The organism is Vibrio sp. M250220 (assembly GCF_036533795.1).
GTDB lineage: Bacteria > Pseudomonadota > Gammaproteobacteria > Enterobacterales > Vibrionaceae > Vibrio.
In genome coordinates this window covers 1-25,285 of record NZ_JATABI010000024.1, presented here as the reverse complement: position 1 = coordinate 25,285, position 25,285 = coordinate 1, and the positions used below count along the sequence as shown (strand labels likewise).

The 25,285-nt window shown below is 44.0% G+C and carries 23 protein-coding genes and 1 pseudogene; 6 read left to right on the top strand and 18 right to left on the bottom strand.

Features of this window, described 5'->3' with window-relative positions:
• Positions 1-44 precede the first annotated feature (44 nt).
• Positions 45-386: a DUF2799 domain-containing protein gene (locus QTN94_RS10190; protein WP_138971375.1), complete on the bottom strand. Its 342-nt coding sequence runs from the start codon at positions 384-386 to the stop codon at positions 45-47.
• Positions 387-591: 205 nt separating this feature from the next.
• Between QTN94_RS10190 and QTN94_RS10185 the strand changes: the two genes are divergently transcribed.
• Positions 592-2,076, top strand: coding sequence for a carbon starvation CstA family protein (locus tag QTN94_RS10185; protein WP_138971376.1), 1,485 nt, complete (start codon positions 592-594; stop codon positions 2,074-2,076).
• Between the two features lie 106 nt (positions 2,077-2,182).
• On the opposite strand, the gene ispH is transcribed toward QTN94_RS10185, so the two are convergent.
• The 6 genes from ispH to murJ form a co-directional block, all read right to left on the bottom strand.
• The gene (gene ispH / locus QTN94_RS10180; protein ID WP_171052205.1) at positions 2,183-3,148 is read right to left on the bottom strand and encodes a 4-hydroxy-3-methylbut-2-enyl diphosphate reductase; all 966 of its coding nucleotides are present in this window, start codon (positions 3,146-3,148) and stop codon (positions 2,183-2,185) included.
• A 24-nt stretch (positions 3,149-3,172) separates the two neighbouring features.
• On the bottom strand, positions 3,173-3,604 hold the full coding sequence (gene fkpB / locus QTN94_RS10175) for an FKBP-type peptidyl-prolyl cis-trans isomerase (protein ID WP_138972108.1): 432 nt from the start codon (positions 3,602-3,604) through the stop codon (positions 3,173-3,175).
• Positions 3,605-3,745: 141 nt separating this feature from the next.
• On the bottom strand, positions 3,746-4,255 hold the full coding sequence (gene lspA, locus QTN94_RS10170; RefSeq protein ID WP_331427579.1) for a signal peptidase II: 510 nt from the start codon (positions 4,253-4,255) through the stop codon (positions 3,746-3,748).
• Positions 4,256-4,329: 74 nt separating this feature from the next.
• Complete coding sequence (ileS, locus tag QTN94_RS10165; protein WP_331427578.1) at positions 4,330-7,158, bottom strand: isoleucine--tRNA ligase; 2,829 nt, start codon at positions 7,156-7,158, stop codon at positions 4,330-4,332.
• Between the two features lie 55 nt (positions 7,159-7,213).
• Entirely contained in the window at positions 7,214-8,158 is a 945-nt protein-coding gene (gene ribF, locus QTN94_RS10160; RefSeq protein WP_138972111.1) for a bifunctional riboflavin kinase/FAD synthetase, read from the bottom strand.
• A gap of 85 nt (positions 8,159-8,243) precedes the next feature.
• Positions 8,244-9,812, bottom strand: a complete 1,569-nt coding sequence (murJ, locus tag QTN94_RS10155) for a murein biosynthesis integral membrane protein MurJ (protein WP_331427577.1) — start codon at positions 9,810-9,812, stop codon at positions 8,244-8,246.
• 247 nt (positions 9,813-10,059) lie between these two features.
• Here murJ and rpsT point away from each other — a divergent pair, with 247 nt between their 5' ends.
• Positions 10,060-10,320, top strand: a complete 261-nt coding sequence (gene rpsT / locus QTN94_RS10150; RefSeq protein WP_038206410.1) for a 30S ribosomal protein S20 — start codon at positions 10,060-10,062, stop codon at positions 10,318-10,320.
• Between the two features lie 98 nt (positions 10,321-10,418).
• Here rpsT and QTN94_RS10145 read toward each other — a convergent pair whose 3' ends face one another.
• Complete coding sequence (locus QTN94_RS10145) at positions 10,419-10,715, bottom strand: ArsR/SmtB family transcription factor (protein WP_138972113.1); 297 nt, start codon at positions 10,713-10,715, stop codon at positions 10,419-10,421.
• A gap of 174 nt (positions 10,716-10,889) precedes the next feature.
• Positions 10,890-11,780: a transcriptional activator NhaR gene (gene nhaR, locus QTN94_RS10140; RefSeq protein WP_331427576.1), complete on the bottom strand. Its 891-nt coding sequence runs from the start codon at positions 11,778-11,780 to the stop codon at positions 10,890-10,892.
• A 410-nt stretch (positions 11,781-12,190) separates the two neighbouring features.
• On the opposite strand from nhaR, the gene QTN94_RS10135 reads away from it, so the two are divergent.
• Positions 12,191-13,336, top strand: coding sequence for a Na/Pi symporter (locus QTN94_RS10135; RefSeq protein WP_331417577.1), 1,146 nt, complete (start codon positions 12,191-12,193; stop codon positions 13,334-13,336).
• A gap of 121 nt (positions 13,337-13,457) precedes the next feature.
• Positions 13,458-14,606, top strand: coding sequence for a flavohemoglobin expression-modulating QEGLA motif protein (locus QTN94_RS10130; RefSeq protein ID WP_331427575.1), 1,149 nt, complete (start codon positions 13,458-13,460; stop codon positions 14,604-14,606).
• A 64-nt stretch (positions 14,607-14,670) separates the two neighbouring features.
• Here QTN94_RS10130 and QTN94_RS10125 read toward each other — a convergent pair whose 3' ends face one another.
• From QTN94_RS10125 to rppH, 5 genes are read right to left on the bottom strand one after another with little or no spacing between them, the layout of a single operon-like run.
• Complete coding sequence (locus tag QTN94_RS10125; RefSeq protein ID WP_138972116.1) at positions 14,671-15,522, bottom strand: thymidylate synthase; 852 nt, start codon at positions 15,520-15,522, stop codon at positions 14,671-14,673.
• Between the two features lie 9 nt (positions 15,523-15,531).
• Positions 15,532-16,353, bottom strand: coding sequence for a prolipoprotein diacylglyceryl transferase (gene lgt / locus QTN94_RS10120; RefSeq protein ID WP_269377394.1), 822 nt, complete (start codon positions 16,351-16,353; stop codon positions 15,532-15,534).
• Between the two features lie 58 nt (positions 16,354-16,411).
• Entirely contained in the window at positions 16,412-17,176 is a 765-nt protein-coding gene (locus QTN94_RS10115) for a sulfite exporter TauE/SafE family protein (protein WP_419723652.1), read from the bottom strand.
• Positions 17,177-17,211: 35 nt separating this feature from the next.
• Positions 17,212-19,458, bottom strand: a complete 2,247-nt coding sequence (gene ptsP, locus QTN94_RS10110; RefSeq protein WP_331427574.1) for a phosphoenolpyruvate--protein phosphotransferase — start codon at positions 19,456-19,458, stop codon at positions 17,212-17,214.
• Positions 19,459-19,460: 2 nt separating this feature from the next.
• Positions 19,461-19,979, bottom strand: a complete 519-nt coding sequence (gene rppH, locus QTN94_RS10105; RefSeq protein WP_138972120.1) for an RNA pyrophosphohydrolase — start codon at positions 19,977-19,979, stop codon at positions 19,461-19,463.
• A gap of 632 nt (positions 19,980-20,611) precedes the next feature.
• Here rppH and mutH point away from each other — a divergent pair.
• Positions 20,612-21,277: a DNA mismatch repair endonuclease MutH gene (mutH, locus tag QTN94_RS10100; RefSeq protein WP_331427573.1), complete on the top strand. Its 666-nt coding sequence runs from the start codon at positions 20,612-20,614 to the stop codon at positions 21,275-21,277.
• Here mutH and QTN94_RS10095 read toward each other — a convergent pair.
• Positions 21,274-21,585: a DUF6482 family protein gene (locus QTN94_RS10095; RefSeq protein WP_331427572.1), complete on the bottom strand. Its 312-nt coding sequence runs from the start codon at positions 21,583-21,585 to the stop codon at positions 21,274-21,276. The genes mutH and QTN94_RS10095 overlap by 4 nt on opposite strands.
• A 128-nt stretch (positions 21,586-21,713) precedes the next feature.
• Here QTN94_RS10095 and QTN94_RS10090 point away from each other — a divergent pair, with 128 nt between their 5' ends.
• A complete protein-coding gene (locus QTN94_RS10090) occupies positions 21,714-22,748 on the top strand; it encodes an NADP(H)-dependent aldo-keto reductase (RefSeq protein WP_331427571.1) in 1,035 nt (344 codons plus the stop codon).
• A 37-nt stretch (positions 22,749-22,785) separates the two neighbouring features.
• Here QTN94_RS10090 and QTN94_RS10085 read toward each other — a convergent pair whose 3' ends face one another.
• From QTN94_RS10085 to QTN94_RS10075, 3 genes and pseudogenes are all read right to left on the bottom strand, one after another.
• Entirely contained in the window at positions 22,786-23,037 is a 252-nt protein-coding gene (locus QTN94_RS10085; RefSeq protein ID WP_138972123.1) for a DUF1127 domain-containing protein, read from the bottom strand.
• A 502-nt stretch (positions 23,038-23,539) separates the two neighbouring features.
• Positions 23,540-24,874: a cyclic-di-GMP-binding transcriptional regulator VpsR gene (gene vpsR, locus QTN94_RS10080; protein ID WP_331427570.1), complete on the bottom strand. Its 1,335-nt coding sequence runs from the start codon at positions 24,872-24,874 to the stop codon at positions 23,540-23,542.
• Positions 24,875-25,199: 325 nt separating this feature from the next.
• Positions 25,200-25,285: pseudogene (locus tag QTN94_RS10075) on the bottom strand (IS200/IS605 family transposase); the annotation flags it as partial.

The following is a 25,285-nucleotide window of genomic DNA, read 5'->3' as shown; positions in this document are numbered from 1 at the left end:
CAGAGGCTAACTTGCTCCCCTCTGTTATATGCGATTAACAATGGCTAGTTCTGGTATTCATTCCAGCCACGCTGCCATTCCATTCGAAACTTTTGCGCACTCTCTGTACCTTCACACACACCTTCGTAATATTGACCAGACAATCCTATCTGATAGGCGAAATCTGGGTTGCAGTATTGGCCGATACCTTCCGAGTAACCCGTTTCATAATCTGCCTGCTTAACTGCGCCTAAACTTGTCAGCTCTTTATAAGAACGCTGAGTGTGACCACTGACTCCATCTTGAAAACCAATTTGATACCAGTCTCCTTGTTTTGCGAGTTGCTCAGGGCTACTCACACACGCAGTCAGAACCGTCATTATGGCTACGACAATTATCTTCCTCATTGTTTTTCCTTGACTTTATCTCCAGTGATTAATCAAACCACTAAACTTCAACAATTGCCACTCACTGACAGAAAAAACCACTTAATAGCCCAGAAAACCACTCATTTTTCTATACGACCACTCACTTCAGAAGCGAATGATGATTGCCCGAGAAAGACTTAGTATGCATGGTGAGCTTAATTAATTTCACTAAGGAACAAGTGCTATGTTGTGGTTTCTAACCTGTGTCGCGGCCCTGATAGGTGGCTACTTTCTCTACGGTGCATTCGTAGAGAAGATTTTTGGTATTAACGAAAAACGTCAAACTCCTGCGCATACTATGCAAGATGGTGTTGACTACGTTCCAATGTCGACGAAAAAAGTCTACTTGGTTCAACTACTGAATATTGCTGGTGTGGGTCCTATCTTTGGCCCAATCATGGGAGCCCTTTACGGCCCAGCAGCAATGCTATGGATTGTGGTCGGCTGTATTTTTGCTGGTGCGGTACATGACTACTTCTCAGGTATGCTATCAGTACGTAATGGTGGTGCTTCAGTGCCGACCATCACAGGCCGCTACCTAGGCAATGGCGCAAAACACTTTATGAACATCTTTGCCATTGTTCTTCTGTTGCTAGTCGGCGTGGTATTTGTTTCAGCACCTGCGGGAATGATCACTAACCTAATTAACGATCAAACTAGCCTGAACGTTAGCATGACGACCATGGTTATCGCGATTTTCGCTTACTACATCATCGCTACAATTGTTCCTGTTGATAAAATCATTGGTCGCTTCTACCCACTATTTGGCGCCCTACTTATCTTCATGTCGGTCGGCCTAATGACAGCGATTGCTTTCTCTAGCGAACACACTGTAATGGGTGATTTCCAAGTCAGCGATATGCTAACTAACCTTAACCCAAATGATATGCCTTTATGGCCAGCGCTATTTATCACAATCGCATGTGGTGCAATTTCAGGTTTCCATGCAACCCAGTCTCCGCTGATGGCTCGCTGTATGGAAAATGAAAAGAATGGTCGCTTCGTCTTCTACGGTGCAATGATCGGTGAAGGTGTCATCGCGCTAATCTGGTGTGCGATCGCTCTATCTTTCTTTGGCTCACTAGAATCACTCTCTGAAGCTGTGAAAAACGGTGGTCCTGGTAATGTCGTTTACAGCGCATCATTTGGCCTACTCGGTGTCTTTGGTGGTGTAATCGCTTTCCTCGGTGTCGTCATCCTACCTATCACTTCTGGTGATACTGCATTCCGCTCTAGCCGTTTGATCCTAGCTGAATACTTCAACATGGAGCAAAAAACACTGCGCAACCGACTATTGATGGCAGTTCCACTATTCGTTATCGGTGGCATCTTGACTCAAGTAGATTTCGGCATTATCTGGCGTTACTTCGGCTTTGCTAACCAAACGACCGCAGTCATGATGCTATGGACTGCATCCGCGTACCTACTGCGCCATAACAAGCTGCACTGGATTACCACTATCCCTGCAATGTTCATGACGACAGTGTGTGTTACCTTCATTCTCAATAACAGTTCACTAGGTTTTGGTCTGCCAATTCAAATTTCAACGATTTCTGGAGTACTGTTTGCTCTAGCCGTTACCGCTTACGTGATTAAGAGATCCAAAGGTAAAGGTGAAACTGACCTTGCTGACGAAGAGAAACCACAAGCAGTCACAGAAACTGCGTAGCTCAAAACAAAAACGTAATGAAAACTAAGGCTCCTTCGGGAGCCTTTTCTATTGTAAAGCGCGTAAAAAAGCCAGCTTTAACGCTGGCTTTTTGTTGTTCTGATCATTAATCGATTTGCTTAATCTGTAGCTCTTTCGGTACTTCAAAGAACATATTCTCTTCACGTCCTTGAATCTCTTCTACCGAGCGAGCACCGACCAACTCTTTTATTCGGTCTAAGATTTGGTTGACCAACTCCTCTGGAGCAGAAGCACCCGCGGTCACCCCTACTTTCGTTTTGCCTTCAAACCATTCCGACTTGATGTCTTCCGTGCAGTCAGTGAGGTAGCCCGGCGTTCCCAGCTTTTCTGCCAGTTCTTTAAGGCGAGTAGAATTTGAAGAGTTTTTAGACCCGACGACAATCATAACATCCACATCCTCTGCCATTTCGCGAACCGCGTCCTGGCGATTTTGCGTTGCATAACAGATGTCATCCTTGCGCGGCCCCTGAATGTCAGGGAAGACACGACGCAGCTCGTCAATGACATCTGCAGTCTCATCCACTGATAGCGTTGTTTGGCTCACATAGTGCAGGTGGCTTGGATCACGCACCTTATCTTTAAGAGCGATTACATCCGCTGGCGTTTCCACCAAGTACATACCGCCTTTATCACTGGCGTATTGCCCCATTGTACCTTCAACTTCAGGATGTCCAGCATGACCAATCAACACGACTTCCATATGCTTACGACTCGCACGAGCTACTTCCATGTGCACTTTAGTCACTAAGGGACAAGTTGCGTCAAAAACGGTGAGAGCACGCTCTTTGGCCTCTTTGCGTACTGCTTGAGACACACCATGAGCAGAAAAAATAACGATATTGTCATCTGGAACTTCATGCAACTCTTCAACAAAGATCGCACCACGCTGCTTGAGGCCTTCCACGACAAAACGGTTGTGAACCACCTCATGGCGTACGTAGATTGGTGGTTGGTACATTTCTAATGCACGTTCAACAATGCTGATCGCACGATCAACACCGGCACAAAAACCGCGAGGGTTGGCTAATAGAATTTTCATTTCATTGCTCATGGCGTTGTTTTCTTCTTTGGGCGGTTATTCTACTGACAAAATCTCAACTTCAAAAGTCACATCCTGTCCTGCTAGCGGATGGTTGAAATCTACGGTCACAGAGTCGCCAGCTATTTCGGTAATAATGCCAGGAATTTCCATTCCGTCTGGACCAGAAAAAGCCATGATGGTGCCCACTTCCACTTCCGCGTCACCAACAAACTTAGCACGGTCCATATGATGAATATTGTCTGGATTTGGCAAACCAAACGCATCTTGAGCTTTAAGTTCAATGGCCTTTTGGTCACCTGAGTTAAGACCCAGCAAACACTGTTCAAAGTTTTCACTAAGGCTACCATCACCAATCACTAGTTTGGCTGGTTTGCCCATGTTATGGGTACTGTCGGCAACAGACCCGTCTTTCATTTTGATCGTAAAGTGCAAAGTTACTGCTGAATCTTGGGCGATTGTAGTCACGTTACTGCTTCCTTGGTGTCGTTATTGTTTTAATAGAGGTGTCGCCGTCAAATTGGCGCTCGGATTCAAACTAGACGGGTATACTAAAAAGCGCCATCGTAATCAACCGACAGCGCTTAGGGTTATTCAATTCATCACGAATTAAGCTTTGGCGTCGTCTTTTTTACGAAAGCCATCTAAGATAATCATCGCAGCACCAATACAGATAGTAGTATCAGCCAGATTGAATGCTGGCCAATGATAATTACCCCAGTAAAAGTCGAGGTAATCGACCACAAAACCATGGACGACACGATCGAAGACGTTACCTACCGCACCACCAATAATCATAGCGTAGGCGATATTGTTCCACTTTTCGGCCGCTGGAAGTTTACTCATCCAGTAAGTCAGCATTGCGGTGACTGCAAATGCAATCCCAGTAAATAGCCAACGTTGCCAGCCAGCCTGATCGCTCAGGAAGCTAAACGCAGCGCCGTAATTATGAACATAAAGGAAATTGAAGAAAGGCAGTACCTCTATTCGATTTGCCCATCCATAACCCATATTATCCATCACAAACAGTTTAATACCGATGTCCGCAAGGAAGATAACCAACGCTAGCCATAGCCAACGTACACCTGATTGTTTAAGAGTTAATGTTTGCTCGTTCATACAGTTCCTAAAAGTAGCCCCAGTAAATACTGGGGCTATTTAATTTCTGAAAAGTTCAGTTACGCTAATGCGAATTATGCAAATTTACGTACTTCGCCTTCACCATCTACGTTCGATACACAACGACCACAGATCTTCTCATGGCCTTCGATCGTACCAACGTCTGGAGTATGGTGCCAACAGCGGTCACACTTCTCGTTTTCAGTCGCTTTAACTTCAACAAACAGACCTTCAACATCGGTCGCTTGTGCTGCTTGAGATTTTTCACCTAGAGACTTAACCACGGCGGTTGATGTCAGTAGAGCAAAACGCAGTTCGTCTTCTAGCTTACCTAGCTTAGCCAGAAGTGCATCGTCGGCATATAGCGTGACTTCAGCTTGTAGAGAGCCACCGATTGTCTTGTCTTTACGAGCGTCTTCTAGCAGCTTGTTTACGCTACCACGAATCACCTGAATCTCAGCCCAGAACTCGTTGTTCAGCTCTTCACCTTCAGTCAATCCGAACAGGCCGTCGAACCATTCACCAGTGAAAACAAACTTATCGCGCTCACCTGGCATTTCATTCCAGATTTCATCCGCTGTAAACGACATGATAGGAGCCATCCAACGTACCAACGCTTCTACGATGTAGTAAAGCGCCGTCTGACAGCTACGTTGAGCGTGTCCGCCACGTTTTGCTGTGTACTGACGGTCTTTGATCACGTCTAGGTAGAATGAACCCATCTCAATCGAACAGAAGTGCATCAAGCGCTGAGTCACTGCGTGAGTGTTGTACTCGCCGTATGCTTTAACAATTTCTTCCTGAGCCGCTAGTGCGCGACCAACAGCCCAACGATCAAGTGCAACCATTTCTTCTGCAGGAACAATATCCGTTGCAGGGTTGAAACCACTTAGGTTCGCAAGGAAGAAACGTGCTGTGTTACGGATACGACGGTACGCATCAGCAGAGCGCTTAAGAATTTCATCAGATACCGCGACTTCGCCAGTGTAGTCTGTTGATGCAACCCATAGACGCAGAATATCTGCACCTAGCTTGTTCGTGACATCTTTCGGTGCAACTACGTTACCAATCGATTTCGACATCTTACGACCGTGACCATCTACAACGAAGCCGTGCGTTAACACTTGCTTGTATGGCGCTTCACCTTTCATCGCGATAGATGAAATCAATGACGACTGGAACCAACCACGGTGTTGGTCAGAACCTTCCAGGTAAAGATCTGCACTGTTGCCGTTGTACTCTTCACGAGCGTCAACCACTGAATAGTGAGTAACACCTGAATCGAACCATACGTCTAGAGTATCAAGTACTTTCTCGTATTTATCAGCGTCATCACCAAGTAGATCTGAAATTTCTAGATCCCACCAAGCTTGGATGCCTTTTTCTTCAACAAGTTGAGCAACTTTCTCAACCAGTTCAATTGTGTTTGGATGAAGCTCTGCAGTTTCTTTGTGAACGAATAGAGCGATCGGCACACCCCAAGTACGTTGGCGTGAGATACACCACTCAGGACGACCTTCAATCATACCTTCGATACGACTTTGACCCCACTCAGGCATCCACTCCACACCTTTGATTGACTCTAGTGCTTTAGCACGTAGACCTGCTTGGTCCATCGATACAAACCACTGAGGTGTTGCACGGAAGATGATTGGAGTCTTATGGCGCCAACAGTGTGGGTAGCTGTGCTCATAAGCGTGCTGATGAAGAAGCGCGCCTTTTTCTTTGAGCGTTTCAACGACCGCATCGTTCGCTTTGAATACGTGTTGACCAGCAAACAACTCAGTATCTGGTAGGTAAACGCCGTTTGAACCTACAGGGTTAGCCACTTCTAGGTTGTATTGGTTACCTACTGCGAAGTCTTCTTGACCGTGACCTGGCGCGGTATGGACAACACCTGTACCCGAATCAGTAGTCACGTGATCACCTAAGATCGCTGGCACGGTAAAGTCATAGAATGGGTGATTGAACTGAAGCAATTCAAGATCACTACCCTTAGCAAAACCTAGGTTGTGGAAGTGCTCAATACCAGCACGGTCCATGACATCTTTCGCTAATTCAGACGCAACGATGATGCGCTCTTTCGACTCACCTTCAATTTGGACAAGTACATACTCTAGATCACCGCGTAAACATACTGCGCGGTTTGCTGGCAGTGTCCACGGTGTCGTCGTCCAGATAACAATTGAGATATCGCCTTCGCCTTCATGACCTTCAATAAGATTAAACTTCGACAGTAGAGCCGCAGCATCTGTCGCTTTGAAGCGAACATCAATCGAAGGAGAAACTTTGTCTTTGTACTCTACTTCAGCCTCAGCAAGTGCCGAACCACAGTCCGTACACCAATGAACTGGCTTGAAGCCTTTCAGTAGATGACCATTGTCAGCGATTTTACCTAACGCGCGGATGATATTTGCTTCGGTAGCAAAATCCATCGTGCGGTAAGGCTTATCCCACTCTCCCATGATACCTAGACGCTTGAAGCTCTCTTTTTGACCTTCAACCTGACCTTGAGCGTATTTACGACACTCTTCACGGAACTCTGCCGCAGAGATCTTTTGGCCTGGTTTGCCTTTCTTCTTCTCTACCATTAGTTCAATTGGTAGGCCGTGACAGTCCCAACCTGGAATGTACGGTGCATCAAAACCAGAAAGTGTTTTGGATTTAATAATAATGTCTTTAAGAATCTTGTTTAGTGCGTGGCCAATGTGAATGTCACCATTCGCGTATGGAGGACCATCGTGTAGAACGAAAGATTTTTTGCCTTTCTTCGCTTTACGGATTTCACCGTAAAGGTCTTCTTTGTACCAACGCTCAAGCATCTCTGGCTCACGATTGGCCAGATTGCCGCGCATCGGAAACCCTGTTTCAGGAAGGTTCAGGGTATCTTTATACTCACTCATCGATTCTTAATTCCGTTGTGTTGGGTGACAGTTAGACATTATGCCAAGCAGCGAACTAAACCGCTTGGTCTTTACGCTGACGCAGCCACACCCTTGCTGCTTCAGCATCCAATTCAATTTGTTGTTTCAAAGCTTCGAATGACTCAAATTTATGCTCATCTCGAATCTTATCTAAAAGTACGATTTCCAACTGTTTGCCATATAAATTGGCTTTAAAGTCGAATAAATGTACTTCTAGTTGCTGACGTACGCCGTTAACCGTCGGTCGGTTACCAATGTTCGCCACACCTCCGATAGGCCCATCATCAAGACCTAATGCCTCTACGGTATAAACACCTGACACTGGAGATACGCAACGCTTTAGTGGGATATTTGCCGTAGGGAAACCAATGGTTCTACCCAATTTACGACCATGAGAGACTCGACCACTAATACTATAATGACGACCTAACATTTGCGCAGCTTCATCAAGCTTATCTTGCGCTAATGCCCGACGTATTGCTGTGCTGCTAACCCGCAACTCAGCTAAGCGAAAGCTTTGTGTGCTGACCACTTCAAAGCCGTACTTTTTTCCTGCTTCTTGCAGCATCGCAAAGTTCCCCTTACGACCATGACCAAAGCAGAAATCATCGCCTACGACGAGAAACTTAACACCCAAACGCGCTACCAACAAGTCACTAATAAATGCCTCAGGGGTTTGATTGGCGAACTTAAGGTTAAAGTTTACACAAAGCAACCTTTCAATATTCAATTTACTCAGTTGCACAAACTTATCTCTGAGGCGTGTCAGCCTCGCTGGTGCTTTATCTTTAGCAAACAGTTCCAATGGCTGAGGGTCGAATGTCATTACCGTCGAGGGCAGACCTAATTCCTTAGCCTGTTCAGACACTTGTCGTAATACTTCCTGATGTCCAAGATGAACACCATCGAAGTTTCCGATCGTCAATACACACCCTTGATGGTGGGGTTTGATATTGTGAATACCTCGAATCAATTCCATTGGGGACTGCTAAAAACCTATCTATTGGCTATAAATACTGTCTAAAAGAGTAAACATTGCGTGAAACTGACGAATTATATACTAATCAGGTTCGCTCTGTCGCTGCTTTTAAGTCTTTTAAACGTATACCCATAACCAGAAGTGTCACCAAATAAACCCCTGCACCTAAACCAATCAGCATAGACAACCACATCACGCGATGAGCTAAACTCCAGCTCAGCCAAACACTCATCTCTTCCAACTGCCACATGATCGCTGTGACCATTAAGCCCCCCGCGATAATTAGCTTGCCAACAAAAATGAGTGTTTTGCGTGTTAACTGATAAACACCTGCGATATGCAAACCTCTATATAGTAGAGTCATGTTGACCAAAGCCGATAGTGCCGTCGCAATAGCCAGACCGACATAGCCATAAAAATAAGCGAAGATAGCATTGAAGACCATGTTCGTTACCATTGCGATAATGCCGTACTTCACTGGCGTTTTTGTATCTTGGCGAGAATAATAACCAGGGGCGAGAACTTTAATCAGCATAAAGTTGAGTAAACCAGACGCATAAGCCATCAATGACATCGAAGCAAACTCGACATCTTGTGGCGTAAATTCCCCACGCATGAACAGCACCATCAACATAGGTTTTGCTAGCACCATCAAGCCCAACATCGCGGGAATACCCAGTAGTGTCACCATGCGTACGCCCCAGTCCATTGTCTGGGCAAAACCTTCGTTGTGAGCATCGACGTGTTTGCGTGACAGCGCGGGTAGGATGACTGTCGCAATGGCTATACCAAATAAGCCAAGAGGAAATTCAAGCAGACGGTCTGAGTAATAAAGCCAACTGATCGATCCCGTTTGAAGGAAGCTGGCGATAAAAGTGTCAAACAGCAAGTTTATCTGACTCACTGATACGCCAAATAACGCTGGAATCATTAACGTGCGAATTTTGACCACACCAGGATCTCGCCATCCCCACTGAGGTTTAACCATCACTCCTGCTTTTATCAAAAATGGGATTTGAAAAAGGAACTGGACTAAACCACCGAGGAACACACCAATCGCCAAACCAATTTCTGGTTGAGCTAGCTGAGGAGCAATAAACCAGGCCGATAAAATGATCATCACATTGAGGAACACTGGGGTAAATGAAGAAACGGCAAATTTCCCCATGGTGTTAAGTATTGCCCCAGAAAGAGCGACAAACGTGATGAACCATAAATATGGAAAGGTAATTTTGAGCATCAGGCTGGCCAGAACAAACTTTTCTGCCGACGGGCCGCCATGCATCCAATCTAAAAACCAGCCAAAACCAAATAGAGCCGTCACGATTCCCGAACCTAAGACACCAAACAATGTCACTATCGAGACAAGAACCCCTAAGGTACCTGCGGCCCTCGCAATAAGTTGGCGAGTTTTATCCATATCTCCCGCAGCATGATACTCCGTCAGAACAGGAACAAATGCCTGAGAGAATGCACCTTCAGCAAATAAACGCCTGAGGAAGTTGGGAATTTTATTGGCAAAGAAGAAAACATCAGCGCTTGCACCCGCCCCCATCAGGTTGGCAACAACAACATCTCGCACTAGGCCAAGTACGCGAGAAATCAGGGTCATGGCACTCACTATCATGCCAGACTTGAGTAGGCGTTTACTCACAATTACCTCGGGAATCAAAAATTTCGCTCTACTTTACACTAGGAATGTCATAACCAGAGCAGATTAGTATTAGCATTGAAAAAAAAATACTGTTAGAATCCCCGCCATCTTAACCGTGAAGACCTTTCAATCCAAAATTTGTTTGGCTCGATTGGTTTTTGCACAAATTATTTGACATTTAAGAGCAAATAGGGGATATTCCTCGCCCTTAAATTGTCACTGAACTAAGTTTTTGGGAGTTAGACCCTTGGCAAATAGTAAATCTGCTAAGAAGCGCGCTATCCAGGCTGAGAAACGTCGTCAGCACAACGCTAGCCGTCGCTCAATGATGCGTACTTACATGAAGAAAACTGTTGCTGCTATCGAAGCAGGCGACAAAGCTGCTGCAACTGAAGCTTTTGCTACAGTTACACCAATCCTAGACCGCATGGCTACTAAAGGCCTTATTCACAAGAATAAAGCTGCACGTCATAAGTCTCGTTTCTCTGCTGCAATCAAAGCTCTTTAATAGAACTCTGATTATACAGTGAAAGAAAAAACCGGCCTTGGCCGGTTTTTTTATATCTGCTATTTGTAAATGAGCAATTAATTGCTCATCACCTGTTCTTAATTATCACAGTAAAGCTCGTGTAGTAACTGAATCATAGACTTCACTTCTTCACTGCTTAATGTGTAATAAACCGTTTGAGCTTCTTTTCGAGTATGAACCAGTCCATCTCTTCTTAACCAAGCCAAATGTTGCGACAACGCTGACTGGCTCAATTCCAGTTTGCAGCACAACTCTCCAACGGATAACTCTTGGTTATGGAGCAGGCACAAAATCTGAAGACGTCGTTCATTCGCCATCGCCTTGAGTAGCACCACTGCCTTTGCAGAGTTTTTTTCCATCTCTTGTAAATCCATCACCAATGACCTCTTGATACAAGCATAACTTTGACAAAAATTTTCAGCCTTACAGAAATAACTAACCTTCTGTACTAACCAGATTCGCACGATTAATAATTATGTTTAAGCGAATCATTCAAATATTAATTCAACTGAGAAAAATAATCTATTCAGTTTAATTAACCATCTGGTTTAATTAAATAAACTCGTAAAATCTACATCACAAACATTCTTTACAGCAGGGTGTTGAATCATCCTTTCAGCGAATATCACATAATACTCTTCTTTCAGTTCATCAATATGGCCTATCAACTGCAATGGGAGATCACTTTCTACTTCTTTAACGTAAATAGACGGCGCTAAGAAGATGACATTATGATGGTAACGGGCAAATGCTTTCATTAATGCCACATCATCAAACTCACCAAGGATATTCGCTTGAAGACCCTGTCGATCAAACCACTGTAATACTTTGCGGCCCATTGCGGTACGACTACCAGGAATAAGCAATTTACGCTGCTCTAATACAGCAGGAAAACTGACACTATCCACATTACCTGAACAGAAGAAACTCATATTGCATTCACCAAGTTTCTTACTATAGAGGCCAGGGCTTTGGCTCGAGTCAACCGGACAATCAGATAAAATCATATCCAGCTTATGCTGGGAAAGCTGTTCAAGTAGCATTTCATGAGTCGACTCAAAACACCGTAAATGGATGCTATTGTCATCAGGCACAGTGGTTAACAAAATTTTGCTCACCAAACGTTTAGAAAGCGCATCAGCCACACCAACATCAAAGAGTATGTTGGCTCGTTGGCTGTAATTAACGATGTCGAGCATTTCATAACTTAGGCCAAACATTCTATCGGCATACTTAAATACCAATTGGCCAAGCTCTGTAGGTTCAATACTGCGACCATTGCGTTTCGTTAACTTACCGTCCATTCGATCTTCAAGCGCTTTAATTTGGCCAGTAACCGTCTGCGGGGTCAAAAACAGAGCATCGGCCGCTTTTGTTACAGAACCTTGCTTGCAGACCATCCAGAAGTAATAGAGGTGGTTGTAATTTAAATGCGACATCGCGATGACTCTTTAAGTTCGAATGGATAAGGTTATAACAAATGCTGAGCATGACAACAATAACTCGGAAAAACTTACACATTTACAAATTACCGTCTATTTTACCGAACTTTTAAATTCAATTATTACAAACCAATGTAATAAATGAATCACCAAAAGGATTTTTTCTCCTTTTTTTTTGATTTTTGTCACATTGAACAATCACTAATAAATAAAGCAAAAACAACTTTAAAATCAAAACCTTAAATCTATTGTAAAATTCAAAATACAGCTGTATTCGTTTGTTATGATGAAAAACAAAGCGGTTACACGGAACTGTAATATTACTGAAATATTTCATCTCTACCATCAGCCTCAGTTTCAACAACAGACCAAAATAAAGACATTAACGGTCCACGGAGAAAATGATTATGAACCAAGCTACTACTACAGCGGCGCCAATTTCGAGCACTACTCGCTGGTTGCGCTGGGCTAACTTGGCATTCATGTTGTATCTGCTACTTCTAGCGGTATCGATGGTTGGCAGTGGTTTTAAATGGGCGACTGGCGATCAAGCTAAAGTTCTATTTGAATTTGCCTCTCACCCTGTAGCAGGTTTGATGATCGGCTTAGTCGCAACAGCACTGATCCAGTCTTCAAGTACAGTAACTTCAATTATCGTGGGCCTCGTTGCCGGCGGTCTTCCGGTAGAAACAGCTATCCCTATGGTGATGGGTGCGAATATCGGAACAACAGTAACAAATACGCTTGTTTCATTAGGACACGTTCGTTGCAAAGAAGAGTTTAAGCGCGCTTTTGCCAGTGCAACTATTCACGACTTCTTTAACCTTCTTGCGGTTGCGATCTTCCTACCTCTTGAAATGATGTTTGGTATTTTAGATAAGATTTCTCATTGGTTAGTTTCTCCGTTCCTAGCAACGGGTGATATGAGCATCAAAGGTCTTAACTTCATCAAACCAATTACTAAACCCGTTGTTAGCGCAGTGAAAGAACCGCTAAGCACATTTGGTGACACGATTGGTGGTGTCCTGCTTATCGCACTGGGTATCGCAACTATCTTCGTCGCAATTACTGTAATGGGTAAGTTGATGAAGAGTCTAATGGTTGGCCGTGCGCGTGAGATCCTAAAAAATGCGATTGGTCGTGGTCCAATTCACGGCATCACGTCTGGTTCAATTGTTACTGTGCTGGTTCAGTCTTCATCGACAACAACAAGCCTGATGGTTCCACTGGTTGGTACTGGTGTACTAAAAGTTCGTGATGTATACCCATTTACACTAGGTGCTAACATCGGTACTTGTATTACCGCTCTACTAGCAGCAACAGCAGTATCTGGTGAGTTCGCAGTATTCGCTCTTCAAATTGCTCTGGTTCACTTAGTATTCAACATCATGGCAACAGTATTAATCTACGGAATTCCATTCCTACGTGAAATTCCTCTCAAAGGTGCTGACTTCATTTCTGATATGGCAGTTAAGAATAAAACGGTCGTTATAGGTTACTTACTATCCGTATTTATCTTGCTACCTGGTGTGATTCTGGCAATGACTGCATAATCAGCCAATACGATTTCTGAAAGGAGAGCCCATGCTCTCCTTTTTTGTTATTTATGGATCGGTTTTCATTGGTAAAAAATCATCAGCTGATACACACTGAAGAAAAACAGCGACGTACACTATGATGGACCATAAAGAAAACGAACAACTACTCGCCGTGGCAGGGCAAATAGATCAACAACTGTCATCACTCGTTGAAGATATCGATATCTTAAGCAGCGTAACGCCACAAAATTATGCCGAAGAGAGGCAGCGTTTTTTCGATAATCGATTTTCTGTCGAGCCTAACTTTGTCTATAAAGAGCAGACGTTTGATGTTCATCAAGCCAAGCGTGATCTTTACTCTCTTCCTATCGAAAATATCGATAATGAAAAACTCCGTTCACTCTATGCTGAAGTGATTCAATCCTATGCCGATAAGCTTGATCAGCTCAGTTCTATTGGTTGTGCGGACTTCTTGTATAACTCGCTACGCTATTTTGGTGAGCCAAGCAGTAAGGACGTGCGAAATGCGCATTTCTTGCTACATCTGCCCATTGACGAAGATACTTCTCCACGCCACAACAGTGAAGAGATTGCAGCGTTTATGCAGCAGTTTTGCTTCCAGCATGGCTATTCAGGGGAGATAGAAATCAACGATAGCATGATCGCCAATGCATTAGTGTCAGGAACCAAAGTAAAAATTAATGCTTCGGCAAGCATCTCTGCGAATGAACTTCACGCCCTCGCCCACCATGAATTAGGTGTCCACCTGTTAACCACTTTGAATGGTCAAGCACAACCACTGAAGTTGCTGAGTCTAGGTTGTCCTGTCAATACGACTACTCAAGAAGGGCTGGCTATCTTATGTGAGTTTCTTTCTGGTCACTTTAGTCTGCAACGCCTCAGAACATTGGCACTTCGTGTTGTCGCAGTAGAATCCATGATCGTTGACCGCGATTTTAGAAATACCTTTATGCTACTTAAAGAGCAGTATAAAGCGGACGATATGACGGCATTTACGATTACAAGCCGTGTATACCGTGGTGGAGGCTATACCAAAGATTACCTCTATCTCAGAGGGTTTAGAGAGATTCTCAACGCCTATGAGCAACTCGGTGAGGATTTTAATTTGCTGCTGGCAGGTAAAACGGAGATACGCTATTTCTCGACCATAAAATCTTTGGTCGAGGACGGTATCCTTATTCCTCCTAAGTTTATTAGTCCGGCTATCGCTAATCCTGCGCTTACGGATCCTATCTACAAGTTTGTCGCCAACGCGCTGAAATAACCATCTGAAAAACAAAAAAAAGGGCTCTTGGAGCCCTTTTCTCATTATTCAAAATTAAACCGTGTTACACCGAAAACGGATATTGAATCGGATCATGGTACTCATAACCTTCAACCCAAAAATCATCCAGTGTCACCCAAGTTTCTAAATCTTCTAGACTCTTAATCTCAGGGTTAATATGGAAGCTCGGCGCTTTTAGTGGCTCACGCTTTAGCTGCACATCACGCATCAACTCCAATTGGTCTTCATAGATATGTGCGTTAACAATCTTATGATACGCCTGACCCGGCTTCTTACCGGTAATTTGCGCCATAATGGCCAAAAAGACGTAGACCTGAACCATATTGAAATTAAGCCCAAGAGGAACATCACAAGAGCGTTGAGTACTGTTTAAATAAAGCGTATCACCCAGTAACGAGAAGTGATGACTGTACATACAAGGACGCAAGCAACCCATATGGAACTCACCAGGGTTGTAGAAGTTTAGAATTTCACCGCGATCATCAACACCACGAGTCAGATCATCTACAATTTTACGCAGTTGGTCGATATGACCACCATCAGGTTTGGCCCATGCTCGCCCCTGAACGCCGTAAACGCGCCCCATATCATCGTCACCTTTACGGTAAGGGTTATTTAGCCAAGCTTCATTCAGATTCGCATTTGCATCCCACGTTTTCGTACCTAGTTTGCGAAAGTCCTCAGCGTTATCGTAACCACGAATATAGCCAAGTAGCTCAGCAACGGCGGCCTTCCAGAAGCTTTTTCGCGTTGTCACCAATGGAAACTGGTTATTTGCCACGTTGTACGTTAGATCCGCATTGATAACGGTCAGGCAACGTTTGCCAGTACGTTCGTTTTCAATCCACTCACCTTGGTCAACGATTCGCTGACAGAGATCTAAATACTGTTTCACACCAATTCCTTACTTCGCTTGTTGTGGTAATTCATCTTTGTAATGGCCACGTTTATACGCCCAAACCATCATCAGAATCCCGATAATCACCATAGGTAGTGAGAGGATTTGTCCCATTGAGATAAATCCACCAAATAGACCTAAGTGGGCATCCGGTTCGCGCACGTATTCTACAAGGAAACGGAAGGTTCCGTAACCCGCGAGAAACAATCCAGACACCGAACCGAGCGGGCGAGGTTTTTTGATAAACCAGTTTAAGATGAAGAACAGTACCACACCTTCCAACGCCATCTCATAAAGCTGAGACGGATGGCGAGGCAAAGGACCACCATTAGGGAAGACAAACGCCCATGGCACATCGGTTACACGTCCCCACAGTTCGCTATTCATAAAGTTACCCAAACGTCCCATACCTAAACCAAATGGCACTAACGGCGCGATAAAGTCAGCGACACCAAAAAAGGTACGGCCATTTTTCTTTGCGTACCAGAACATGGCGCTAATCACACCAAGGAGACCACCGTGGAACGACATTCCCCCCGTCCAGACCTTAAATAAATAAAGTGGGTCTTGAAGGAAAAGGTCAAAGTTATAGAAAATTACATAGCCAACACGGCCACCGATCACAACCCCTAAGAAACCGGCAAATAGCAAGTCAGATACCTGCTCTCGCGTCCAGCCACTATCGGCTTTATCAGCTCGTCTATTGGCAAGCCAGAGCGCGAAAGCAAAGCCGACTAAATACATCAATCCATACCAACGGATAGATAGCGGTCCAATGGAGACAAGCACTGGATCAATATTTGGAAAAGTTAGATATCCCTGAGACATAGGATTAATACTCTTTATAAAGTTCAGATTATTTCGAAACGTATAAGATGAGAGCGCGTTATAGCAACATAGTTCCGGCAACAAACATTAAAAATAGTGCAAAGATTTTTTTCAATGTAGGTGTAGGTAATGAGGTAGCAAGCTTAGCACCAATGCGCGTGGTGAGCATAGAGGTGGATGCAATTGCGATTAAAGCAGGTAAATAAACGTAACCAATGCTATACGCTGGCAAATCCTCAATCTTGTAACCATGGAGAATAAAGCCCACCATTCCTGAAATGGCGATAAGGCAACCACACACTGACGACGAACCCACTGCTTTGCGCATTTCGATACCATGGCGGTTTAAGAACGGAACCGAGAGAGAACCGCCACCAATACCAGCGAGACTCGAAATAACACCAATACCCGTGCCATAAAACATAGTGGCAGTGCTGCCTGGCATGCTCTTAGATGCTTTACCATGAATAGAAAATAACATCTGAATAGCCAGTAACAATACGATAACCCCGAAGACTCTCGGTAAGTGTTGAGACGGAATCCATTCGGCGACATTCGCGCCTAAAAACCCGCCAACAACCACACCTGGCATCAACCACTTGACCACGAACATATCGACATTCCCAAGTCTAAAATGATTGAGTGCAGATGAACCAGAGGTCGCAATAATACTCGCTAATGACGTAGCCAGAGCAATGTGCATACTAATATTTGCATCGATACCGGCCGCAGGGAGCATGAACAATAAGGCTGGAACAACAATGAGCCCACCACCTATCCCCAACAAACCAGCCATGACGCCGACCACGGCACCGAGAGCCATAAAAGACAAAAGTAATTCTATCGACACATTGAACCCTATTTGTTACCTGCTCGAATAAAGCCTGCGAAGCCCTTATCCTCAAAAAATGACTGCATCATAGTATAAATGTTATGACCATAAGGTTGCATCAGAGCTTTGTCAGCCAGTTGTTGCAATTCTCCAGTTTCGGTATGACGCAACAAGTACTTCACCTTAGCAACGTTTGAGGTATTCATACTTAGACTTCGATAACCTAAACCGACCATCAATAAAGCGCCAATTGGGTCACCAGCGAGCTCTCCACAGATACAGACTGGAATATTTAATTCCTGACAGGTCGAATGAATATGCTTAAGGGCCATGATCACCGAAGGGTGCATTGACTCATAAACATCCGCTACACGTGAGTTGTTGCGATCAACCGCTAGTAGATACTGAGTTAAGTCATTAGTCCCGATAGAAACAAAATCGACTTTATTAGCAATCAACGGCAGCAGATAGATCATCGATGGAACTTCGATCATCACTCCGATTTGTGGCATGCGAATGCGTTGATCTAACAGCACCACTTCTTGGTGAGCGCGTTCTATTAGAGCAATCGCATCATCAAGCTCTTGAGCCCCAGAAACCATAGGTAACAAGATACTTAAATTCTGATGAGTGGCACTCGCACGCATCATAGCGCGGATCTGCATCAAGAAAATATCTGGATGATCCAATGTAAAACGAATCCCACGCCAGCCTAAAAATGGGTTGTCTTCCTCAATGGGTAGATATGGCAATGCCTTATCACCACCCACATCCAAGGTACGCATCACCACACGTTTATCTGGATAGGTGTCTAACACAGCTTGATACTGCTGAGTCTGCTCTTCTTCTGACGGAAACCTGTGTTGAAGTAAGAAAGAAATCTCGGTTCGATAAAGCCCTACGCCGTCGACACCTTGGTTAATCGCAATATTGGCATCAGCACTCAAACCCGCGTTCAACATCACCTCAATTCGCTTACCGTCTTTGGTAAAAGCGGGGTCTTCGATGCGTTGATTAACCTTGTTAGCCAATTCACGCTCTTCATTAGCTAAAGCACGGTACTCGCGTAGTAACTGTTTGTTTGGCGAAATCAGTATTTTTCCGCTGTAACCATCGACGATACCCAACTTGCCTTTTATCGCTTTAGGGTTAAGGTTAGCCCCCATAACCGCGGGAATGCCTAATGCACGGGAAAGAATCGCAGCGTGAGAATTGGCCGCTCCTTCCAGTGAGATAACCGCGAGTAACTTATCTTTGGGAATCGAAGCGAGCAAGCTTGCTGTCAACTCCCTCACGACTAAAATAACGGGTTTATCAATGACAGTTCTATCTTGATCCGTGTTGTACAAGAAGAACAATAACCGTTGCCCCAATTCGCGGATGTCCTGAGCTCGTTCTCTGAGATAAACATCCGACATACGAGCAAAACGGTTAGAGTAGGATTCGACCACTTGACGCAATGCCCAGTCTGCTCGGTCTCCCTTGTGAATCTGCGCCTTTAAATCTTTACGCAGCATAGGATCATTAAGCAGGTGGGTAAACAGATCAAAAATCGCTAGCGCATCTTTATTGATCTCGTTATCAAGTCGCTTACGCATTCGGCGAAAATCATTCAACGCCTCTTCGATCGCCAACAGTAACCACTCTTGTTCGCGCTCAATATCCAACGTCGATGCAGGATAAACATTCGTCAGATCAGGCTGGGTGTCATCCCACCAAAAATCACCTATCGCTACCCCTGATGAAGCGGGTACGCCACGTATTGCTTGCTGTTTTTTCTCAAGACGCCAATGTCCCTGAGTTTGGGCATGCGCAATGATAACCGCAAGCTGAGCAGCCAGCGTGACTAGGAATGACTCCTCCATCTCATTAAATAAGCGAGGCGTTTTTTGCTGAACCACCAATACACCGAGAACTTGCTTACGATAGATAATTGGCGTGCCAAGGAAGCTTTGATAAATCTCTTCACCAAGCTCAGAAAAGTACTTGAAATCGGGGTGTTTTGAGGCTTCAGCAATGTTAAGAGGTTCGGCACTACGCTTAACCAAACCAACGAGACCTTCACTAAAGCGAATGTGGATTTTGTCGCCTTTGAAACGCAGGCCTTGAGTCGCCATTAACTCTAAGCGCTGCATCTCTTCATTGGCGAGATAGACAGTGCAACACTCAGTGCTCATCGCACTGCATGTTTGTTTAACCAAGATATCTAAAGCCTGATGAACTTCATCGACTTTAGAAACTTGTTCAACTATTTCCCTTAGTTGAGAAAGCATGTCTATCCTCTTTTGTGTTTACGTTTGCCTTTCACTCTGCGTTCTTTAAATGGCATTGCCATTGATGCAAACTCTTTCATTGCCCGACGATAAACATCGCGCTTAAAAGAAACCACTTGTCTGACTGGATACCAATAACTTACCCAACGCCAACCATCAAATTCAGGGGAACTACCACGTTGCATGTTGATCCTTGATTCATCACAATCTAAACGCAGTAGAAACCATTTCTGTTTTTGGCCGATACAAACAGGCTTAGAATCCCAACGAACTAGCCGCTTAGGTAACTTGTACCTCAGCCAATGACGACTCGTCGCTACGATTTTTACGTCTTTTTTGCTAAGACCAACCTCTTCATATAACTCCCTGTACATTGCTTGTTCAGGGGTTTCACCTTCATCAATCCCTCCCTGAGGGAATTGCCAAGAGTGTTGTCCGTATCGTTTTGCCCAGAAGACCTGACCATGGCTGTTACAGATTACAATACCCACATTTAAGCGGTAACCATCGCCATCTATCACTGGCCAACCTCTATTAAATTCTTAATTACAGTGATTTTTCCACATATCCCCAATATGAGCAAACTTACTAGTGTGACTAACACAGAAAATATTACTTTGGACACCCAAAATGGATAACTTTTAATCAAACCAAAGGTTACTCACACAGTTGTGAGACATAGCCCACATTTATTCACCTTTTCTGTGTATAAGTATGTGAAGAATCAATGAGAAAGTGATCAATAAGCATACAGCTTGAGAAGGAAACACATAAAAAACATGAAAACAATAGAAATAAATAAAATAAAAACAACAACTTAAATATTCAAACCAAATATCATAAAGACCTATCGTTAGAGCAATTCATCTTCATGATCAGATCGGTCAAAGATCCACCAGCAGTGCATTTATCCACACCACGATCATCAAGAGTCATCATCCGAGCAAAAACTCAAGCTATTTTGTCTGCCTAAACCCCTGTTGATTCATACATACTTGCAAAAAAATCACTTTTTTTCGTCATCACCTGTGGATAACTAGTTGAACGTTGATCTTTTCACCAATTTTTCGAACTGTTCGATCTTTGCTTGTTGGTCGTAATTTGAAAGTAATTCGCTACAATAAGCACATTAAACCAATCGACACCAACCGATATGAAATCAGAGCCTAAGTCCGAGCAAGAGTTACTCTCCAGAGCCTGCGATATTGCGGGGATGTCCTTTCAAGAGTTAGCGGCAGAAGCCGACATTGATGTGCCACCCGATCTTCGCCGAGATAAAGGATGGGTTGGACAACTATTGGAGTGGCATCTAGGAGCAACCGCGGGCAGCAAGCCACAACAAGATTTTGAACAGCTGGGAATTGAACTAAAGACAATCCCGATCAGCTATACCGGAAAACCACTCGAAACGACTTTTGTTTGTGTCGCTCCGCTGATCGGTGTCCACGGCCTGACTTGGGAAACCAGCCACGTGCGTAATAAACTGTCACGCGTGCTTTGGGTTCCAGTTGAAGGAGAACGAGAGATCCCCCTTTCGGAAAGGCGAGTGGGCTCTCCTCTTATCTGGTCCCCAACGGAGGAAGAAGAACAGCAACTGCGCACTGACTGGGAAGAATTAATGGAAATGATCGTGCTCGGTCGTGTTGAACAGATCACCGCACGTCACGGAGAAGTGCTACAACTTCGTCCGAAAGCAGCAAACAGTCGTGTTCTAACAGAGGCCTATGGTGCCAGTGGAAAGCCAATAAAAACCCTGCCGCTAGGTTTTTATTTAAGAACCCAATTTACGGCAAAGATTTTGGAGAACAACTTCATTTAGTGGGTTGTGAGTAATATCTCTTGATCATGATACGAAGGGCCATCACCTAAACCACATTCATCATAAGCATTGTGTAAACGAAGATATGCCCTCTCCACTCCCAAACGATTGAGTTCATCTTTGACTTGTTCTAGTGAGTCAAAGTGAACGGGGTCATCGTCGATTCTTATTGGTTCGAGTTTGTGCTTGTATTCAACTGCGAGCAAGTATTGAGATAGGTCTGAACAGCTTATAACAAACACCTTAGGTGGCTGGTAACTTTCTTTGTGTTCACCATGAATCCACTTATGTAACTGAGTTTTTTGCATTCTTCACCTCCAGTATTCAATAGTAGTCAACTTGCGCAATTTTGCGAATTTGTTAGCTGTCCCCTTTTCTATTGATACTCGATTCCCCTATAGTGGGATCATATCTCTCTTTACAACAAGGAAGGTCGATGCAATATAACAAGCTACCTCACTCCACATTGGAGATTAGTAAGCTCTGTCTTGGCACGATGACATTTGGTGAACAAAACACCGAGCAAGAAGCATTCAGCCAACTGGATTATGCATTGGAACGTGGTGTGAACTTCATTGATACCGCTGAAATGTATCCTGTTCCACCACAAGGACAATCACAGGGTCTAACGGAGCAATTCATTGGTAATTGGCTAGCGAAATCCGGAAAAAGAGAAAAAGTCGTCCTCGCAACAAAAGTCGCAGGCCCGCGTAATGTTCCCTACATCCGCGAAAATATGAGCTTAGATCGTCGCAATATCCACTTAGCCATCGACGATAGCTTAAAACGTCTGCAAACCGACTATGTTGATCTTTACCAACTGCATTGGCCACAACGAAAAACTAACTGTTTTGGTCAGCTGAATTACCCTTATCCTGACACACAGGAAGAGGTAACGCTAATAGAGACACTTGAAGCGCTAGCTGAGCTAATTAAGGCCGGGAAAATTCGCTATATCGGCGTATCGAATGAAACGCCTTGGGGTGTGATGACATTGCTGAGGCTAGCGGAAAAGCATGAGCTTCCGCGAATCGTATCAATTCAAAACCCTTACAACTTACTCAATCGTAGTTTCGAAGTTGGCTTATCAGAAATCAGCCACTATGAAGGTATTCAGCTTCTCGCCTACTCACCATTGGCCTTCGGTTGCTTAAGTGGAAAATACCTAAATGGACATAAACCAGAAGGGGCTCGCTGTTCTTTGTTCGAACGCTTTGTCCGCTATTTTACGCCACAAGGTATTGAAGCCACTCAAGCATACGTAAATCTGGCGAGAAATCATGGCTTAGATCCTGCTCAAATGGCGTTAGCTTTTGTCAATCAAAGACCTTTTGTCGCAGCCAATATCATTGGTGCGACAAACTTGGATCAGCTTAAATCAAATATTGATAGTTTAGATGTCGTTTTAACCGATGAGTTGCTTCAAGGTATTCAAGAAATTGGGACGACTTACTCCAATCCTTGTCCATAGTATTTAGTCGGGCAGGCGAAGCCACCTGCCCTTTCGATTACGTCGGTATTCGCGCGCTTAGCACACGACGAAGATGACGAATGCGGCGTTCGGCTTTAACGCTGTCTGGCTCAGAAAAGCCGATTGGGCGTCCATCTAGCTCAAGACCAATATCACGTAACAAATGCTCATTATTCCATGGTATATCGAACGCACTGCGACGTAATTTGCGTTTCCATTGCTTCTCTTCACGACGTAGATCAGCTTTAACCAATAGCGTTGCTAGTTTTAGATATACAGAATGACTCATGAGTTTTCTCCAGTTGAGTTTGGTAGCTGGGAAAAGATCAACGAATCGATAAAGATCAACAGGGTGTTTTAATTCGCTGCTTTCCCGCAGCCAATTAAAAAATGTGGATACGGACTAATTACATTAGGTCAGTTAGTTTTCGATCGGCGCCAAACGCACTGCACTTGGAGTCAGCCATCTTAGAGATGGTTAGATCGATAGAGACACAAATAAATGATTTAACAGTGATATGTTTCATTGTGTGCCTCCTAGCTAATGTAATAATCCAAAGTTTGATGGGTATGAGCTCTAGCTCATGGTTAAATTCTAACCATGAAGGTTATAAATTCAACCCTTTTTTGTCGATAAGATTAAAACAATTTTTTAACCCAAAAATAATCAAAATGGATGGTTAGATATAATATATTCAACTTAGTTATATCTTTATGACAGAGCATTATGCGTGCCAAATAAAAAAGCCACACTCGGGAAGAGCGTGGCTTTTTATTTACAAAACAAACAATTAGACAGTGATGTCAGAGATCAGGTTATGTTTGTTCAACAAACGATACATTGTTGCACGTGATACACCGAGCTCTTTGGCTGCCATAGACACTTGCCCTGCATGCGATTCAAGAACCAAAAGTAGTGCATCTCGCTCGCTACGCTCACGAATGCTCTTGAGGCTACGGCGGCTATCACTGCGCTTTGGTAAATCGAGGTGAATTTCATCTAACATCACGGTATCCGACATTAGCACCACTCGTTTAATCTGGTTCATGAGTTCACGAACGTTACCAGGCCAATGGTAGCGAGTTAATGCACGGGTCGCTTCTTCAGTAAAGCTGCGGGCCTGAGCATTGTACTCTTTCGAGTACTCCTGCAAGAAATGGCGAGCCAAAATTGCAACGTCTCCTGCACGCTCTTTCAGGCTAGGGACATTAATGCGCAATACATTGATATAGTGATAAAGCTCTTCGTTGAAGTCACCATCAATCAATGCTTTTTCGATATCGGCTGAGTTAGCAGCTAAAACACGCACATCGACCTCTTTACGGCCTGATGCTGTATCAACCATACCTTCTTGAAGGAATCTGAGCAGATTGAACTGCTGAGATTTCGGTAAAGTCAAAATATCATTAAGGAGGATCGTTCCTCCGTGCGCTTTTTCAAGAATCGAGGGTTCACTTAAATCATCACGATTGATACCAAATAGATCGCTCTCAATACGGCGCTCTGACATCGCTCGACAGTTCACAGAGATGAATTCTTTGTTTGCTCGGGCAGACGTTCGATGAACAGCTCGAGCCACCGTCTCTTTTCCTGTACCACTCTCACCATATATAAGAATGCTGACGTCAGTTGGACCAATACGTTTAATCTGATCACGGAGACGTTTTACTGGGATAGAATCACCAATCATTCCCATGTCACTTTGATTGCCATAATGAGGCCATACTTTCTTCTCTAGCTTGAGCATTCCAAGCTGGTGTCCGATTGTACTAAGAAGCTGCGCATCTGGAATTGGTGCAGTAAAAAAGTCGATACAGAAGTTAACAATGAACTGACAGATAGTATCTGAACTCAATTGAGACTCTCTGATAAACGCTAACCAGCGAACTTGCTTATGTTTGCTAACTAGGTTTGCTATACCGTTAAGACTAAACTCATCATGACTTAGATCGACGATGCCAATACAAGGGCCTGTTTCAGTAAACAGCGCATCGGCCTTTCGTAAATCTCCACACTGAGTACATCTCCAACCTACCTGCTCTAACACTGAAAGCCACGGTTCGTAGGTTCCTCCAACTACGACCAAAGAACCCGGAACGGAATCCATTCGGAACTGACTACCCATGAAGCATATTCCTTATTATTGATAATATGAATACAATGTGTACCTAGGCACATATAAATCTATTTGGTTACATTATAGAGACTCTGGCAGAGAATCTGTCTCAATAATAAGACTAGAGGTTGAATCGCCCTTTTTCCATACGTTGTGAGAGTAGATTCAAACTATTTTACCGCCATAAATAAAATTTCATTATCTTACCGAATGACACCCTTTATTTATCACTGAATAACTTAGCGACAGAAAATCACCAAACTAACGATAGAAGTAAATTACCACCTTCTAAAGAAGGTGGCTTTGTGTGAGCCCCCTAAAAGGGGGCCTTTGTTTAATCCAACGCCAACTGGTGCTGCTCTACTCGCTCTTGCTTCTCTTGATGTCTTACATATCGGCGTATGATTTCTTCATTGATTC